We start from the raw sequence: 15,844 nt of genomic DNA, 5'->3' as shown, positions 1-15,844 counted from the left end.
GGGTTCGGCATTCATCACACTCACATCCCAGGGGGGATTGTGTCCGAAGCACAGCCGGTGCGCTTTTCCAAGCGCCGCCGCCTCGTCGCGGTGTGCACCACCGGCGTCCTCGCTCTCGGCGCTCTGGCGCTGAGCACGAACGCGCAGGCCGACAGCGGCCCGCAGCACAGGATCACCCGGCCGACGGCGCCCAGCGGGCCCGCGCCGACGCTCACGCTGCCCAAGCAGGCCAAGCAGTACTCCACGAAGGCGGCGGCGGGGCCGCTGCGGTACGACCCGGACGGGGACGGCTACGCCGACCAGCTCTACCGGGGCAACAACCGGCACTACTACAACTTGCTCACCAAGGACAACGACGACGACGGCGACCTCGGTGCCAGCAGCGACGGCACCCTGTACAAGGACGTCCTCACCCCGGGCAGCCTGGACGGGCAGGGCACCGGCATCCTCGCGCTGACCAACTCGGGCCGCCTGTCGTACTTCGGGGCGGGGAGCTTCCCCAACGGCGCCGCGCGGTGGACCGGCACCGGCTGGTACGTCTACAACAAGCTGGTCGCGACCGACGACATCACGGGGGACGGCAAACCCGACATCGTCGCGCGCACGCCGGCCGGTCAGCTCTATCTGTACGAGGGCACCGGCAACGCTTCCGCTCCGTTCAAGGGCAAGGTGCTCGTCGGTTCCGGCTGGAACCAGTACGACCAGCTCACCAGCCCCGGTGACATGAACGGCGACGGCATCAGCGACCTGATCGCCCGTAAGACGGACGGCACGCTGTACTTCTACGCCGGTACGGGCAACGCCGCCGGTCCGTACGCGGCCCGCGTCGCCATCGGCACGGGCTGGAACGCGTACAACCAGCTCGTCGGCACCGGTGACGGCTCGGTCCTGGCGAGGGCCACGAATGGCACTCTCTACATCTACCGGCAGAACGGAGCGGGCGGTTTCGCGCCCAAGCAGGGCGGCTACAAAGACTGGAACGTGGAGCTGTTCGCGGGCGCGGGTTCCAACCCGGCCTACGGCAAGAAGGAGCTCTACGGTCTGTCGACCGGCGGCACCTTCTACTGGTACTACACCAACAACAACGGGACGCTCGCCGCGCGCCAGCAGGTGTCGGGCGGCTCGGGGGGGTACAGCACCTTCGCACTGGCCTCGTCGCTGGGTGACTACGGGTACGCCGACCTGCTGTTCCGGGACGGCACCAACCTGTGGAACCTGGATTCCGACGTGAGCAGCCCGCTGGCCACCGGCTGGGGCGGCTACAACCTCTTCGTCGGCCCCGGTGACCTCAGCGGTGACGGCAAGGGCGACCTGCTGGCCCGTGACACCTCGGGCAACCTGTACCTCTACCGGGGCCAGGGCAACGGCGCGGCGCTGACCGGCCGCCTGCTGGTCGGTCCCGGCTGGGGTGCGTACAACGCCATCGTGGGCGCCGGTGACTTCACCGGTGACGGCCTGGCGGACATCGTCGCGCGCACCGGCGACGGCACGCTCTACCTGTACAAGGGGACGGGCGTCAGCTCCCGCCCGTTCGAGACCCGCGTCAAGATCGGCACGGGCTGGAACCGCTACAACAAGCTGGCGTCGCCGGGCGACATGGACGGTGACGGCCGCGCCGACCTGCTCGGTGTGGACGCCAGCGGCAATCTGTTCAGCTACAGCTCCACCGGCACGGGCCAGTTCAAGGCTCCGGTGAAGCAGGGCGGCGGCTGGAACGGCTACAGCCGCCTGTTCTGAGACGTCCTGTGGTGTCCGCCGCCTGTTGAGTGGACGGACGAGGGCGCCCGCACCTTCCCGGTGCGGGCGCCCTCGCGCGTCCCGGCCGACAACCCGTGCTATCTCGTGGCCAGTTGGGTGAACGTGCCGGTGCCGTGGACGCGGGTGACGCCCGGGGTGGCGTTCACGGTGAAGGAGACCAGGGCCGTACGGTCGGTGCCCGCGACGAGCACGTCGGGGCGGCCGACCGCGAAGGGCTCCGTCGGGGTACTGGCTGTGGCGGCGGCCGGTCCCTTGCCGTATTCACCGTGCACCAGCAGCGCGTTGCCGAAGTCGGCGCGTACGGCCAGCAGCGGGTTGGTCTCCGCGCCCCGGCCGCTGAGCAGGGCGACCGGGCCGAAGCCCGCGTCGCGCACGGCGGAGGCCGGAATCCAGCGACCATGCCGTCCCGCGGTGAGGCGTTCGACCGCGATCTCGGCGGTCTCCGGCCTGCGGAAGGCCAGCAGCAGCGAACCGTCCGCCGCGGTCACCGCTTCGGGCACCTCGCCGGGCACGCCGGTGTGCCGCAGGGGACGGCCGACCAGTTCGGCGCTCGGGGTGGACTGAGTCCACTGGTGGACCCCTTGGTGGCCCGCGGCGAAGACGTGGATCCGGCCGTCGTGGTCGACGGTCGCGGTCAGTCCCTCCTGGACCTGGCCGCCGGCGAGTTGCTGCCACGGCGACCACTGACCGGAGGCGTCGCGGACCCGCGTGCTCAGACCTTTGGAGGCGTTGCGGACGAAGACGTGGATCCGGCCGTCCTTGCCGATCACAGCGGTCGGCGGCCCGACCCTGCGGCCGCGGACCGGATTCGCCTCGGGGCTGCCGAGGCTGCGCCAGCCCCGGATCGCCCGGTCGCCGTCTTCGCCGGCGGACTTGCCCGAGGCACCCACCTGCTGGTCGAGCACCACGACCTCCCGGGTGTTGTCGCCCGGCGCGGCCGACAGACCGGAGAAGCGCAGGCCGAACAGCAGATGGTGGCCGTGCTTGTCGGTGACGACGCTGAGCGCGGGGGTCAGCGGGCCCCCGCCGAGGTCCTCAGGCGCATTCCAGTGTCCGCTTGCCGGCGCGGTCTCGGTCCAGCGGGCGGCCCGGGTGCCGAGCACGCCGTACACGGTGAGCCTGCCGTCCTTGGCGGCCACCGCCTGCGGACCAGAGGTCGGGTAGCGGTAGTGGGTGCTGCGGACCCAGCCGCGCGGGGACTTCAGCGCGTCGCCCTGGCCGACGCTGTAGTCACCGCAGCCGCCGGTGTCGCCGCACTTCCAGCCCGGAGCGCCGCCGTACACATCGAGCACGTCCGCCTTGAAGCGGACGGTGGCCTGCGGGAGATTGTGCGGCCAGCGCTGGTTGTAGTAGCCGCGGTAGGCCTCGGTGAGGAAGGTCGGGACCGGGCCGCCGCTCGCCGCGGCCTTCTCGGTCCACTGCGCCATGGCCCGCCAGGTGAACAGCGCGGTGGCGGTGTGGTCACGGTGGTCGGAGTAGCCGACCTGGTCGCTGTCGCGCGGGTACCGCGCGTTGTGGACCTGGATGTCCGGGTCGGGGTCCATGGTGCGGATCAGCGTCGGCCGGAAGGTGGTGAACAGGAAGGCGAGCGCGTCGATCAGCGTCTGCCGGTCGAAGGTGTGGGCGGCGCGTACCGGGCCGTCGGGCAGCGGTACCGTCCGTACCGTCCCGTCCACGGCCCAGAGCTTGTCGATGCCGAAGGTGCCGCCGCCGCGCACCGGAGTGTGCATGTCGATCCGCAGGAAGACCAACTCGGCCCGCCTGCCGTCGTGTTCGAGGGTGTTGACCTCGGCGGCGCCGCCGTGAGGCAGGGCCAGCGCGGTACGCGTCCACGGCGTGAAGATCTCCGCGCCGAGCATCCGCGCGTACGCCTGCCGCAGCCCCTGCTGCCGCGCGGAGACGTACGCGGGTACGTTCGGCAGCGGGCGCGGGTGGCCGGGGGCGCGGTTCACGCCGAAGGAGTCGCCGCTGGTCACGTAGACCGTGACGACCGGCACATGACGGTCGAGGGTGGCGGCGGTGTCCGGATTCATGAAGTACAGGTCGTCGTCGGGGTGCGCGACCACCTGCATCACGAGCGGTGCGGCGGGGGCGCCGAAGGTGACCCGGGCGGAGGCGGGCAGTACGCCGCCGGTCGGGGGCGGCCCGAAGACGACCGGCGCTCCCGTCATCCTCGGCTTGGCCGCGGTGCTCCGACCCGTACAACCCGCGACCGTGGCCGCCGCGAGTGCGCCCGCCATCGAACCCACCACGACCCGGCGTCCGGGACCCCTGCTTGCTTGTTCCAGCATTCGGTCCAACGTTCCGGCTCCGTTCACCTCTCGTGTGATCATTTCGACCACCCGCTGCACAAGAGGGACAATTTCGAGCCGGGGTTTCTTCGCTTTGATGTGACCGTCATCACATGTCCGGGTCAGGCAAGTACCGGAAGCAAAAGCCGAAAAGGCCGGAATGCATTGACCTGCGGAACCGGCTGGTCAGCCGCATGAAAAAGGGGAGCCGGACTCACCGCGAGTGAGTCCGACTCCCCGAATCGGAATGGCGCGCCCCGGTTACTCTGGGTGTCGCAACTGCCAGCCCGCCCAGGCCGAGGCCACCATCTCGCGCACGTCGTAGACGGCCTTCCAGCCCAGTTCCCTGCCGATCGCGTCGGCGGACGCCACGACCCTGGCCGGGTCGCCGGGCCGACGCGCGGTGACCTCCGGGGCGATCCCGGTGTGACCCGAGATCTCCTGGATGATGCCGACCATCTCCGCCACGGAGACGCCCTCGCCCCGGCCGATGTTCAGCACCAGGGCCGCCTTCGAGTCCTCGGTGAGCCGGCGGGCGGCGGCGACGTGCGCGGACGCGATGTCCTCGACGTGGATGTAGTCGCGGATGCAGGTGCCGTCCGGCGTCGGGTAGTCGTCGCCGAAGATCAGCGGAGTCCGGCCGCGGGAGAGCCGGTCGAAGACCATCGGCACCAGGTTGAAGATCCCCGGGTCGCCCAGCTCAGGGGCGGCCGCGCCCGCGACGTTGAAGTAGCGCAACGACGCGGTGGCCATCCCGTGCGCCCGCCCGACCGCGGTGACCAGCCACTCGCCGGCCAACTTGGTCTCGCCGTACGGGCTCATCGGCTCGCACGGGGTCTGCTCGGTGACCAGGTCCACGTCGGGCATTCCGTATACGGCCGCGGAAGACGACAGGACGAAGCGCTGCACCCGCGCCTCGACGGCGGCCTCGAGTACGGTCCGCAGACCCTCGACGTTCTCCCGGTAGTACCACAGCGGGCGCTCGACGGACTCTCCGACCTGCTTCTTCGCCGCGATGTGCACGATGCCCCGGACGTCGTGTTCGCTCAGCGTCCGGTCGAGCAGCGCCCGGTCCAGGACGGTGCCGCGTACCAACGGCACACCGGCCGGCAGGCGTTCGGGATCTCCGGTGCTCAGATCGTCGACGACGACCACCTGCTGTCCATCGGCAACGAGCGCCCTGACAACGTGCGAACCGATATAACCAGCGCCGCCGGTAATCATCCAGGTCATGGCCGAACCCTACCAACGGCGACCACGGGGAAGACCTGCCGGACCGAGCCGCCGCTCAGGGCGCGCACGGCAAGCGGGACCGCACGGACGACTCCGGGAATCGACTCGGCGTTCCCGCCGCGTTCACCCGCTGTGCGATCATTTCCACCGCCTCGACTCACAGCGGGTGGCAGTGACACGACTCCGGCGGAACCAGTGATCCACTTCACACATTCGATTGGCCCGCAGGTGAACAGCCATGGTCAGGAATTGCAACATTCGGCCAACTTGCTGATGTTTGGCATCCTTGACAGGATGCGTTGGCTGACCAATGAGAATGGGAGACACGTGCGCCGTGAGTGATTCGCTCCTGCCCTACGCGGTGGGCGCGGTAAAGCGCGCCCGCACCCTGGCGGTACGAGCCCGCCGCAAGGTCGAGCGGATGAACACTGTGCCCGCGCTCGGTACAGGCATCAGACCGCGACCGATGATCACCCCGGTCCACCTCTCAGTGCTCGGCGGCCGCACGCTGAACCTCGCGGTGCCCTTCTCCCGGCACACCGCCGACCCTTCCGCGGCCCGCCTCGAACTGATCCACGGCAACCATCGGGTCAGTGTCGACCTCGCCCTGGAGCCGGAGTCCGACACGTCCCTGCTGCTCACCGCGACGGTACCGCTGCGGTACACCGAAGGTGAGAACGACACGGGGCGCGGGCTGCTGCTCAGTGCGGGGCTCTGGCGGTTCTGTGTCGTCGTCACGGACGAGGGCGGTCGTGAGACCAGATCCGACCTGACCGCCCTGGCGTTCGCCGCGGTGCACGGCCCGATGCTCCCGACCTCGCCGTCCGAGTCCAGCGGCGCGGTCTTCCGGCCGGTGCGCTCGGTGGACGGCCGCGCCATGCTCAAGGTCACAGCCCCCGCCCACCAGGCCGAACTCGTCAGATTCGACCTGCTCTGGGACCGGGTGACCGTACACGGCCGACTGCTGGCCGCACGGCACCCGGTGACCGAGTACACCGCCGAGGTCGTACGCCGGGGAGCCAACAAATCCGTCTCGGCGGCGCTCGATTGGGACGGCGACAACTTCACCTTCGACCTGCCGTTGCGAGCCATGACCGACGGTCCGGGCGTCCAGCGCACCTGGGACGTCCAACTGCGCGGGGGGCGCGCCAAGCTGAAGGTCGCCAAGCGGCTCACCCAGGTGCGTCATCCCAAGCAGGTCTTCCGGACTCCCTTTCGCATCATCGCCCTGGACGACGGTTCCTTGACCCGTGCGCACGTCTATCTCACGCCTGCCGGTGCCCTTGCGGTGGCCTGCGCGGCCATCGGAACCAACGAGGACGCATGAAGATCACATTTCTGCTCACCTGGGGCGACGAGATGGGCGGCACGGAAATGGCCGCCTACACCCAGGCGATCCATCTCTCCGCCCGGCACGAAGTCGAAGTGCTGAGTGTCTTCAAGACCCGCCTGGAGCCGTTCTTCGCGGAGGCGAAGCAGATCAAGCGGCGCTACCTGGTGGACAGGACCGGCGCCTACGGGCGTCCGGTACGCCGCAGCACGCTGGACGAGGAAGCGTGCAGGACGCTGCAGTCACTGCCCAGCGAACTGATCAAGCCGGTCTGGGAGAACACCTTCGACCAGCTCTCCGACATCGAGATGACCGCCGCGCTGCCCGCGCTCGACTGCGATGTGCTGATCACCACCTCCCCGGCCCTGATGGCCGCCGCCGCGGAACTGGCTCCGGCCCGTGTGGTGACCGTGCACGAAGAGCACCGCGCTTCCCAACTGCGCGGCGTAGGCGGTGAACCGCTGCTGGTGTACGGCCCGCGGATCGACGCCCTGGTGTCGCTGACCGAGCGCACGAACGACTGGTTCGCCGACTCGCTCGGCGACGCGGCGCCCGAGCTCGTCACCATTCCCAACGCGGTGTCCGACGGCTACCGCCCGCGCTCCGACCTCCAGAACAAGGTCATCGTGCTGGCCGCCCGCATGACCCCGGAAAAACAGCTCAACCACGCCATCCAGGCGTTCCACCAGATCTCTGGCGACTTCCCCGACTGGAAGCTCCGGATATTCGGCGACGGCCCCCAGGAAGTGCGGCTGCGCCAGCTCGTCGAAGGATTCGGCCTGCAACTGCGGGTCGAACTGGTGGGCCGCTCGCAGCAGATGGACGAGGAGTGGGCCAAGGCCGGGCTCTGTGTCCTGCCCTCGCGCAACGAAGCCTTCCCGCTGGTGCTGCTGGAGATGTTCGCCGCCGGTGTGCCGGTAGTGGCCTACGACATCGTCACCGGCCCGGCCGAGATCATCAGGCACGACGTGGACGGGCTGCTGGTGCCGCCCGGTGAGATCGACCTGCTGGCCGAGGCGATGGCCCGGCTGATCGGTGACGAGCAGACTCGGCACGCCTTCGGCAAGGCGGCGCGCGAGGGCGTCTACGAGCGCTTCAGCGGTGAGGACATCACCGCCCGCTGGGAGGAGTTGTTCACCCGGCTGGTGGCCGAGCGCGACAACCCGCAGCGCCTGGGACGACGTGCCGACCGGGCGGCGCTGCGGGTGGTGGCGGGCGGCACGCGCAACTTCACCGTGGCCGCGCCCGTCTCGCCGCTGGCGAATTCCACCGACGAGCAGAAGGCCCGGGAGGTGATGATCCAGGCGCAGGACCGCAAGCTGGTGCGCTCCGCGGGGCGGCTCGCCGAGGTCCGCGACGACGTCAACGGGCCCCAAATGCTCGCGACCAACCTGGAGATCAGCGCCACCGTCCTTGAGGACGTCGGCATTCCGTACGTCCTGCTGCGGGCCGACGGCGTCCAGCACCGGCTCGCGGTACCGGTCGAGGAACGGCCCCGGGTGCTTGAGGCGCTGGCCACCGCCCTGCACGGCAAGGCGGTCTACGCCGAGCTGATCTCCCCGCGTGGCGCCGCGCCCGGAGCGGTGCTGGCGGAACGGCTGCGGGACGTCGGCGAGGTGGCCGGGCTGCGGATCTTCAAGCCGGTGGTCACCGGCAGCCGTACCCTGCGCTACGGGCCCGCGTACGGCTGCAGCGTGGAGTTCTGGTCCGTCGACGAGGAAGACGGCTGGCGTTCCACCCCACGGGCGACGACGCTCCTTGGGCGCCGGTTGCCGTCCCTCGAACCCACCGCGAAGCTGCGGGTGGGCGAGCGGGACTACCCGACGCTCTCGCAGTTCACCAAGCAGTTGATGTGGGATGTCGACCAGCCCATCGACGTCGTCTACACCTGGGTGGACGGCGACGACACCGCGTGGCAGGACCGCCGCAACGAGGCGCGCCGCCGACGCGGACTGCCGGTCTCGGAGAACACGGACGTCGACAACGGCGACGTGAGGTTCCGCAACCGTGACGAACTGCGCTACTCACTGCGGTCGCTGGAGATGTACGCGCCCTGGGTGCGCAACATCTATCTGGTGACCGACGACCAGGTGCCGCCCTGGCTCGACACGTCGTGCCCCGATGTGAAGGTGGTGAGCCACCGGGACATCTTCGCCGACCCGAGTTGCCTGCCCACCTTCAACTCGCACGCCATCGAGAGCCAGATCCACCGGATCGAGGGCCTGTCCGAGCACTTCCTTTATCTCAACGACGACGTCTTCATGGGCCGCCCGGTCACACCCGAGCTGTTCTTCCTCAGCAACGGCATGGCGAACTTCTTCCGGTCGCCGACCGCCGTACCGCCGACCGAGCCGTCGGACGAGGACGAGGGCTACTTCGCAGCGGCCAAGAACAACCGCAAACTGCTGGAGGACGCCTTCGGACGGACCGCCACGCAGAGCTTCCTGCACACGCCGCACGCGCTGCGCCGCAGCGTGCTCGCGGAGATCGGCGAGAGGTTCCCGGAGGAGGTGGCCAGGACCGCGGCCAACCCCTTCCGCGGCAACAGCGACCTGTCGATCACGTCGTCGCTGCACCACCACTACGGCTACCTGACCGGCCGCTGCGCGCCCGGCAGGATCTCGTGCAGCTACGTCAACGTCGGCAACTACGACCACCACTCGGTGCTCGGCCGACTGCTCGCGTCCCGCAACTACGATGTCTTCTGCATCGGCGAGTCGCCCGACGCCGAGGTGCCCGCCGAGGAGCAGGCGCGCGTGATGTACGCCTTCCTCAACGCCTACTACCCCGTGAAGTCCCGCTTCGAGCGGGACTGAACGGGGCAGGCGCCGGCGACAGCCCGCCCGGTGCCGGGCTACTCCTTCTCGAAGGGGCTCGGCACCGGGAAGTACGCGTCGAGGAACGGGGTGATCAGGTCCTTCTGGCCGGTCGCGTCGTTCTCCGTGGAGACCGTGTCGTTGATGCAGAAGACGGTCTTGTCGCGGTTGGCGAGCAACCGGCCGAGCCGGGTCTCGGTCCAGGGGTGGGTCAGGTCCAGGTAGGTGTACGGCAGGTCGTTGGACGGGATCGCGCGCCTGGTGTGGAAGGCGTAGTAGTGGTGCAGCGACGAGGCGACGGAGATGTCGTCCATGCTGCGGAAGTGGCTGGACTCGGTGTGCCGGTACTCGGCGGCGAACTCGTCCTCGATCTCGTCCAGGACGCTGCGCCGCAGGGCGTGCGGCATGTGCTTCATCTTCTGCACGAGGACGGCGCCGTAGCGCTCCTCGATCAGCCGCCGGTTGTTCTTCCCGGCCGCCGCGACCGGCGGGTCGGCCTCCGTCTTCTCGCCCAGCGGCACCAGCGCGGGTGAGGGGAAGAACTTCGTCAGGCCGTTGGCGAGGAAGAAGTCCTGCGGCGTCACCTCGTTGCCGAGCAGCACGTCGTCGTTGAAGTACAGGAAGTGCTCCGACAGGCCCTCGATGTGGTGCAGTTGGCTCTCGATGGCGTGCGAGTTGAAGGTCGGCAGCGAGCCGGGCGAGCGGAAGATCTGCCGGTGGCTGACCACCTCGATGCCGGGGTGCTCGGTCTTCAGCCAGGACGGCGTCTGGTCGTCGGTGACCAGGAAGATCTTCCGGACCCACGGCGCGTACATGTGCAACGAGCGCAGTGAGTACCGCAGTTCGTCACGGCTGAGGTAGCGCGCCGCGTTGGCCGCCTCGTCGTGGTACGCCGCGCCGGTGAAGTCCGCGCGGCGGCGCAGCCACGCCGGGTCCGCGCCGTCCACCCAGGTGTAGACGACGTCGACCGGGAAGCGGATCTCGTCGGTGGTGTGGATCGCGAAGTGCTCGCGGGTACGGACCTCGAAGCGCGGGCCCGCGCCGGTGTCGCGCGGCGCGAGGTCGGTGAAGAACGCCTCGGGCGCCTGCACGGTCTTGGCGTCGGCGGGGATGGCCTCGGCGAATTTGCCGGGGCGCGGCGCCACGAGCGCGCCGTCCTCCTCGCGCCAGAACTCGATGTCGCAGCCGTAGCGGGTGCCGAGCGCCAGGCCCTTGCTCTCGTCGGTGCGGTACCAGGTGAGGCGGAAGACCCCGGCGCCCGCCAGACGGCGCCAGGACGGCTGCTCGTAGCCCGGCAGCGACTCCTCGGGCACCGGGGAGTTCCCCTTGACCGCGGTCACGTAGCCGGGCTCCTCGGCGCACAGCGCGGTCAGCGCGGCGAGCACCGCCTCCCGGTCGCTCTCGTGGACGGCCACGGCCGAGGCGGTGTGCGAGCGGCCCCGTACGCAGAAGTGGTCGAGACCGGCGGCGGACAGGCAGCCGAGGACCGCGTCGAGGTTGGCCCTGCGGGCCGCCAGCGGGGTCACGCCGGGGACGATCAGCGCGACCTTCGCCTCGCGGTTGACCGTGATCACCGTGCGGTCCGGACGGTCCACCAGCGCCTGGTGGCGCTTGCCGACCCTGGCCGCCCTGGCCCGCTCGGCGGCGGCGGTCGCGCCCGCGATGCGCAGCTTCACCTGCTTGCGCAAGTCCGAGTCGACGCGGGAGGCGATCTTCCGTCGGGCGCTCTCCGGTACTGCTCGTCGGTAGACCCCCAGCAGTCGGGGTGCCTCGGGATTACGCACGGCGGGCGGCTCCTCATCGATTGCGGGGCCCGCCGCGACGCGGGCCGTTGACGTACGACGACGGCCCGCACGGTGGTCCGGGCCGATACCTCAAGTATGCCTTGCGTTCTCCAAGAGGCCGCGTGCGGTATACCTGTCCGGAACTCCGGCCGCGCGCGACGTTACACGTAATGCGGAATCAGGAATTCGGTTGCCCATCGTTGGGTGAATTCTTCATTGAGCCGCAAGGGCGCTTCGCGTAACTTTCTCCGACGCCTTGTTCGGCGCCCAAAGCAGGGCCACGGGCCGTCCTACGCTGACGCAGAGCGTGCGGGATCACGTGCGGATCCGTCCGCCGGGACCGCACTCGCCCAGCACTCACTCAGCACTCACTCAGCACTTACCCAGCGCTCGCCCTGAATCCGCACCGCATCCGCCCTGCATCCGCGTACGGCGCCGAAAGTGATCTCATGCGACTGTCGATCGTAGTTCCCTGCTACAACGAAGAAGCCGTGATCGAGCTCTTCGACGTACGCATCCGGGAGACCCTCACGGCGCTCTCCGTCGATTACGAGCTGTGCTACGTCGACGACGGCAGCTCCGACCGCACGCTGGAGCGGCTGCGGGCCCTGGCCGAGAACCGCGAGGCGAGTACGCGATACGTGTCCTTCAGCCGGAACTTCGGCAAGGAGGCGGGCATCCTGGCCGGGCTCAAGGAGACGACCGGGGACGCGGTGGTCGTGATGGACGCCGACCTCCAGCACCCGCCGGAGCTGATCGCGCGCATGCTGGAGCTGCACCGCGCCGGGCACGACCAGGTGATCGCGCGGCGCACCCGCGAGGGCGACAAGAAGCTGCGCACGGCCGCCAGTCGGCTCTACTACCGGATGATCAACAAGTGGGTGGACGTCGAACTGACCGACGGCGTCGGGGACTTCCGGCTGCTGTCGCGGCGCGCGGTCGACGCGCTGCTCGCGATGCCGGAGTACAACCGCTTCTCCAAGGGCCTTTTCTCCTGGATCGGCTTCGACACCGTCACCTTCGACTACCGCAATGCCGCGCGGGAGGCGGGCGAGACGAAGTGGCACTTCGGCGCGCTCATCAATTACGGCATGGACGGGCTGATCTCGTTCAACAACCGGCCGCTGCGGCTGGCCATCTATCTGGGAATGGCGCTCAGTGCCGTCGCGGCGGCGTATGCCGTGGTCGTCACCGTCATGGCGATGATCAAGGGGCCCGACGCGCCCGGTTATGTGACGCTGCTCGTCGCCGTCGTCGGTCTGGGCGGGCTCCAGATGCTGATGCTGGGGTTGATAGGCGAGTACATTGGGCGCATCTACTACGAGACCAAGCGACGGCCGCACTTCCTGGTCAAGGAGACGAACGCGCCGCGGGCCTTCGGGGTGGCACGGCAGGCCGGCGCCGCACCGACGAGCGCGTCGCTGCCCCGGATGGAGATCCGTTGAGCCTGGCCGGCACCCGCTCACCGCAACTGCTCCAGATCGTGCGGTTCGCCCTCGTGGGCGGGGTCAACACCGCCACCTTCTACGGCTTCTACCTGGCCCTGCACCCGTGGATGCCGTACTTCGCCGCGTACACCCTGGCGTTCGTGCTCAGCATGATCGGGTCGTTCTTCCTGAACACGTACTTCACGTACCGGACGCGGCCCACCTGGCGGAAGTTCCTGCTCTTCCCGCTGACCAACCTGACCAATTACGTGGTCACGAGCGTCGGCGTCTACGCCCTCGTGGAGTGGGCGGGCATGAACGACAAGATCGCCCCGCTGGCCGCCGCGGCAGCCGCCATCCCCTTCACCTACCTGCTGAGCCGCCGCATCCTCACCCCGCCGTCCGCGCTCGCCGAGCCCGACCCGAACCGCCCCTCCCCGGCCCACGCGGACGCCTGACCCACCCCGACCGGCCCCCTTCCCAGGGGGCCGGTCGCGCGTTTACTTGAACGGGTCGAAGCCGTGGTACTCCTCTTCGGCGTCGTCGCGCTCGGCCTGCTTGTCGCGGCGGCGGGTGACGGCGGCGCGGGGGGCGTCGAAACGGTGGTCCTCGCCGCGGCGGCCGAGCATTTCGGCGCCGGCGGCCATGCTGGGCTCCCAGTCGAAGACGACGGCGTCCTCGTCGGGGCCGATGGCGACGGCGTCGCCGGCGTTGGCGCCGGCCTTGAGGAGGGCGTCCTCGACGCCGAGGCGGTTGAGGCGGTCGGCGAGGTAGCCGACGGCCTCGTCGTTGGAGAAGTCGGTCTGGCGGACCCAGCGTTCGGGCTTCTCGCCGTGCACGCGGTACAGGCTCTCACCGTCGTGGGTGACGGTGAACCCGGCGTCGTCGACGGCCTGCGGGCGGATGACGACGCGGGTGGACTCCTCCACCGGCTTGGCGGCCCGCGTCTCGGCGACGATCTTCGCCAGGGCGAACGACAGCTCGCGCAGCCCCTCGTGGGAGACGGCCGACACCTCGAAGACCTGGTAGCCGCGGCTCTCCAGCTCCGGCCTGATGATCTCGGCGAGGTCGCGCCCGTCGGGCACGTCGATCTTGTTGAGCACGATCAGCCGCGGCCGGTCCTCCAACCCGCCGCCGTACGCCCGCAGTTCCTCCTCGATGATGTCGAGGTCGCTGGCGGGGTCGCGGTCGGACTCCAGCGTCGCGGTGTCCAGCACGTGCACGAGCACCGAGCAGCGCTCGACGTGCCGCAGGAACTCCAGGCCGAGGCCCTTGCCCTGGCTGGCGCCGGGGATCAGACCCGGTACGTCCGCGATCGTGTAGACGGTCGAACCGGCCGTCACCACACCGAGGTTGGGCACCAGCGTGGTGAACGGGTAGTCGGCGATCTTCGGCTTGGCGGCCGACAGCACCGAGATCAGCGAGGACTTGCCCGCGCTCGGGTAGCCGACCAGCGCCACGTCCGCGACCGTCTTCAGTTCCAGGACGATGTCCCGCGCCACACCGGGCTCGCCGAGCAGCGCGAAGCCGGGCGCCTTGCGGCGGGCCGAGGCCAGCGCCGCGTTGCCGAGGCCGCCGCGACCGCCCTGGCCCGCGATGAAAGTGGTGCCCTGGCCGACGAGGTCGGCCAGCACATTGCCGTCCTTGTCCTGCACGACCGTGCCGTCGGGCACCGGCAGCACCAGGTCCGTACCCTCCTTGCCCGACCGGTTGCCGCCCTCGCCGGGCTTGCCGTTGGTCGCCTTGCGGTGCGGGCTGTGGTGGTAGTCGAGCAGCGTCGTGACGTCCTGGTCGACGACGAGGATCACGTCGCCGCCCCGGCCGCCGTTCCCGCCGTCGGGGCCGCCCAGCGGCTTGAACTTCTCCCGGTGAACGGAGGCGCAGCCGTGGCCTCCGTTACCCGCGGCGACATGCAGCTCGACGCGGTCCACGAAGGTGGTCATGGCATTCCTCCAGATACGTACGGGGTGGTGCGGATGTGCACGGGGTGGTGCGGTACGCGCGCTTTCACGCGTTCCAAGACGTAACACGCCGAGGGCGGCCCCGCTTCCCTGGTCGGGAAGCGAGGTCCGCCCTCGGAGGTGAAACTGTGTCGCTCTACGGTGCCTGGATCAGGCGGCCGGAACGATGTTCACTACACGACGCCCACGCTTGGTGCCGAACTCGACCGCACCGGCGGAGAGGGCGAACAGCGTGTCGTCCTTGCCGATGCCGACGCCGGAGCCGGGGTGGAAGTGCGTGCCGCGCTGGCGGACGATGATCTCACCGGCGTTGACGACCTGGCCGCCGAAGCGCTTGACGCCGAGCCGCTGAGCGTTGGAGTCGCGACCGTTCCGAGTGGACGATGCGCCCTTCTTGTGTGCCATCTCTCCTCAGTCCCTTACTTCGCAGCCGTGGGGATGCCGGTGATCTTCAGCGCCGTGTACTGCTGGCGGTGACCCTGGCGACGGCGGTAGCCGGTCTTGTTCTTGTAGCGCAGGATGTCGATCTTCTGGCCCTTGTGGTGGTCCACGATTTCGGCCTCGACCTTGACACCGGCCAGCACCCACGGGTCGCTGGTGACGGCGTCGCCGTCGACGACGAGCAGCGTCGAGAGCTCGATCGCGTCGCCCACCTTGCCCGTGGGAATCTTGTCAACCTCAACGATGTCGCCGACAGCCACCTTGTGCTGACGACCACCGCTACGCACGATTGCGTACACGCGGATCTCACTCTCTCGCTCTTGAAATCGGACCCCTGATGCCAGCCGTCCCGATGGTGCGCGGGGGGCCTCTCCCGGCGGACCGGGAGGGATTTGCTCAGAAGTGGGCGCACAAACGCCGAAGGTCAAGACTACGGAGGGCCTCCGGCCCGGTCAAATCCGCCCTCCCGCACCCGTGAACGGTCGCGCGCCCCGTCACGGCACCGGCAAAGTGCGCTGCCATCGCGCAAGGGCATGTTTTTAGGGGCGCGGGGAACTGCGCGGCCGGCCCCCACCGGGCTGTCAGCCCGAAGACCACCGCATCTGCCCCGCTGCGGCCGGTTCCCAGGCCGCGCCACCACCGGTGGCCGAGCGCGCGGTTCCCCGCGCCCCCGGCGGGGCACAGCCCACCCGCAGGGTGGACGCGGGGGGGGGGGGGGCGGGGGGGGGGGGGGGGGAGGGGGGGGGGGGGGGAGCGGGGGGGGGGGGGGGGGTTGTGGGGGGCAGGCTTTTTGCTGGTGGTTT

11 protein-coding genes are annotated in these 15,844 nt (G+C 69.6%); 5 read left to right on the top strand and 6 right to left on the bottom strand.

The window, feature by feature from the left end; genetic code table 11:
- Positions 1–39 precede the first annotated feature (39 nt).
- Positions 40–1,737, top strand: a complete 1,698-nt coding sequence (locus ACZ4EF_RS04285; protein ID WP_467345765.1) for an FG-GAP-like repeat-containing protein — start codon at positions 40–42, stop codon at positions 1,735–1,737.
- A 98-nt stretch (positions 1,738–1,835) separates the two neighbouring features.
- Here the strand turns inward: ACZ4EF_RS04285 and ACZ4EF_RS04280 are convergent, their stop codons facing one another.
- Entirely contained in the window at positions 1,836–4,049 is a 2,214-nt protein-coding gene (locus ACZ4EF_RS04280; protein WP_355348951.1) for a PIG-L family deacetylase, read from the bottom strand.
- A gap of 261 nt (positions 4,050–4,310) precedes the next feature.
- A complete protein-coding gene (galE, locus tag ACZ4EF_RS04275) occupies positions 4,311–5,282 on the bottom strand; it encodes a UDP-glucose 4-epimerase GalE (RefSeq protein WP_391047568.1) in 972 nt (323 codons plus the stop codon).
- A 334-nt stretch (positions 5,283–5,616) separates the two neighbouring features.
- Between galE and ACZ4EF_RS04270 the strand changes: the two genes are divergently transcribed.
- Together ACZ4EF_RS04270 and ACZ4EF_RS04265 are read left to right on the top strand one after the other, a co-directional pair.
- Positions 5,617–6,609, top strand: a complete 993-nt coding sequence (locus ACZ4EF_RS04270; RefSeq protein ID WP_391047569.1) for a hypothetical protein — start codon at positions 5,617–5,619, stop codon at positions 6,607–6,609.
- A complete protein-coding gene (locus ACZ4EF_RS04265) occupies positions 6,606–9,428 on the top strand; it encodes a stealth conserved region 3 domain-containing protein (protein WP_355348959.1) in 2,823 nt (940 codons plus the stop codon). Before ACZ4EF_RS04270 ends, ACZ4EF_RS04265 begins: the two co-directional genes overlap by 4 nt.
- A gap of 38 nt (positions 9,429–9,466) precedes the next feature.
- Here ACZ4EF_RS04265 and ACZ4EF_RS04260 read toward each other — a convergent pair whose 3' ends face one another.
- Complete coding sequence (locus ACZ4EF_RS04260; protein WP_401715505.1) at positions 9,467–11,212, bottom strand: stealth family protein; 1,746 nt, start codon at positions 11,210–11,212, stop codon at positions 9,467–9,469.
- A 449-nt stretch (positions 11,213–11,661) separates the two neighbouring features.
- Between ACZ4EF_RS04260 and ACZ4EF_RS04255 the strand changes: the two genes are divergently transcribed.
- Both ACZ4EF_RS04255 and ACZ4EF_RS04250 read left to right on the top strand, forming a co-directional pair.
- Positions 11,662–12,657: a glycosyltransferase family 2 protein gene (locus ACZ4EF_RS04255; RefSeq protein ID WP_355348965.1), complete on the top strand. Its 996-nt coding sequence runs from the start codon at positions 11,662–11,664 to the stop codon at positions 12,655–12,657.
- Positions 12,654–13,097, top strand: a complete 444-nt coding sequence (locus ACZ4EF_RS04250; protein ID WP_355348968.1) for a GtrA family protein — start codon at positions 12,654–12,656, stop codon at positions 13,095–13,097. Before ACZ4EF_RS04255 ends, ACZ4EF_RS04250 begins: the two co-directional genes overlap by 4 nt.
- Positions 13,098–13,139: 42 nt before the next feature.
- On the opposite strand, the gene obgE is transcribed toward ACZ4EF_RS04250, so the two are convergent.
- The 3 genes from obgE to rplU all read right to left on the bottom strand — a co-directional run bounded on the left by obgE (position 13,140) and on the right by rplU (position 15,340).
- Entirely contained in the window at positions 13,140–14,582 is a 1,443-nt protein-coding gene (obgE, locus tag ACZ4EF_RS04245; RefSeq protein ID WP_355348971.1) for a GTPase ObgE, read from the bottom strand.
- A gap of 168 nt (positions 14,583–14,750) precedes the next feature.
- The gene (rpmA, locus tag ACZ4EF_RS04240) at positions 14,751–15,005 is read right to left on the bottom strand and encodes a 50S ribosomal protein L27 (protein ID WP_031514533.1); all 255 of its coding nucleotides are present in this window, start codon (positions 15,003–15,005) and stop codon (positions 14,751–14,753) included.
- A 14-nt stretch (positions 15,006–15,019) separates the two neighbouring features.
- On the bottom strand, positions 15,020–15,340 hold the full coding sequence (gene rplU, locus ACZ4EF_RS04235; protein ID WP_355348975.1) for a 50S ribosomal protein L21: 321 nt from the start codon (positions 15,338–15,340) through the stop codon (positions 15,020–15,022).
- Between the last annotated feature and the right edge of the window lie 504 nt (positions 15,341–15,844).

The sequence above is a fragment of the Streptomyces sp. NPDC025721 genome (assembly GCF_055558595.1).
Note: the sequence above shows the minus strand (reverse complement) of the source record. Positions and strands in the feature narration are given on the sequence as shown.

Coding starts and splice junctions, on each gene's coding strand:
- ACZ4EF_RS04280 (WP_355348951.1), bottom strand. CDS start 4,049: ATGCTGGAACAAGCAAGCAGGGGTCCCGGACGCCGGGTCGTGGTGGGT.
- obgE (WP_355348971.1), bottom strand. CDS start 14,582: ATGACCACCTTCGTGGACCGCGTCGAGCTGCATGTCGCCGCGGGTAAC.
- ACZ4EF_RS04265 (WP_355348959.1), top strand. CDS start 6,606: ATGAAGATCACATTTCTGCTCACCTGGGGCGACGAGATGGGCGGCACG.
- rpmA (WP_031514533.1), bottom strand. CDS start 15,005: ATGGCACACAAGAAGGGCGCATCGTCCACTCGGAACGGTCGCGACTCC.
- galE (WP_391047568.1), bottom strand. CDS start 5,282: ATGACCTGGATGATTACCGGCGGCGCTGGTTATATCGGTTCGCACGTT.
- ACZ4EF_RS04255 (WP_355348965.1), top strand. CDS start 11,662: ATGCGACTGTCGATCGTAGTTCCCTGCTACAACGAAGAAGCCGTGATC.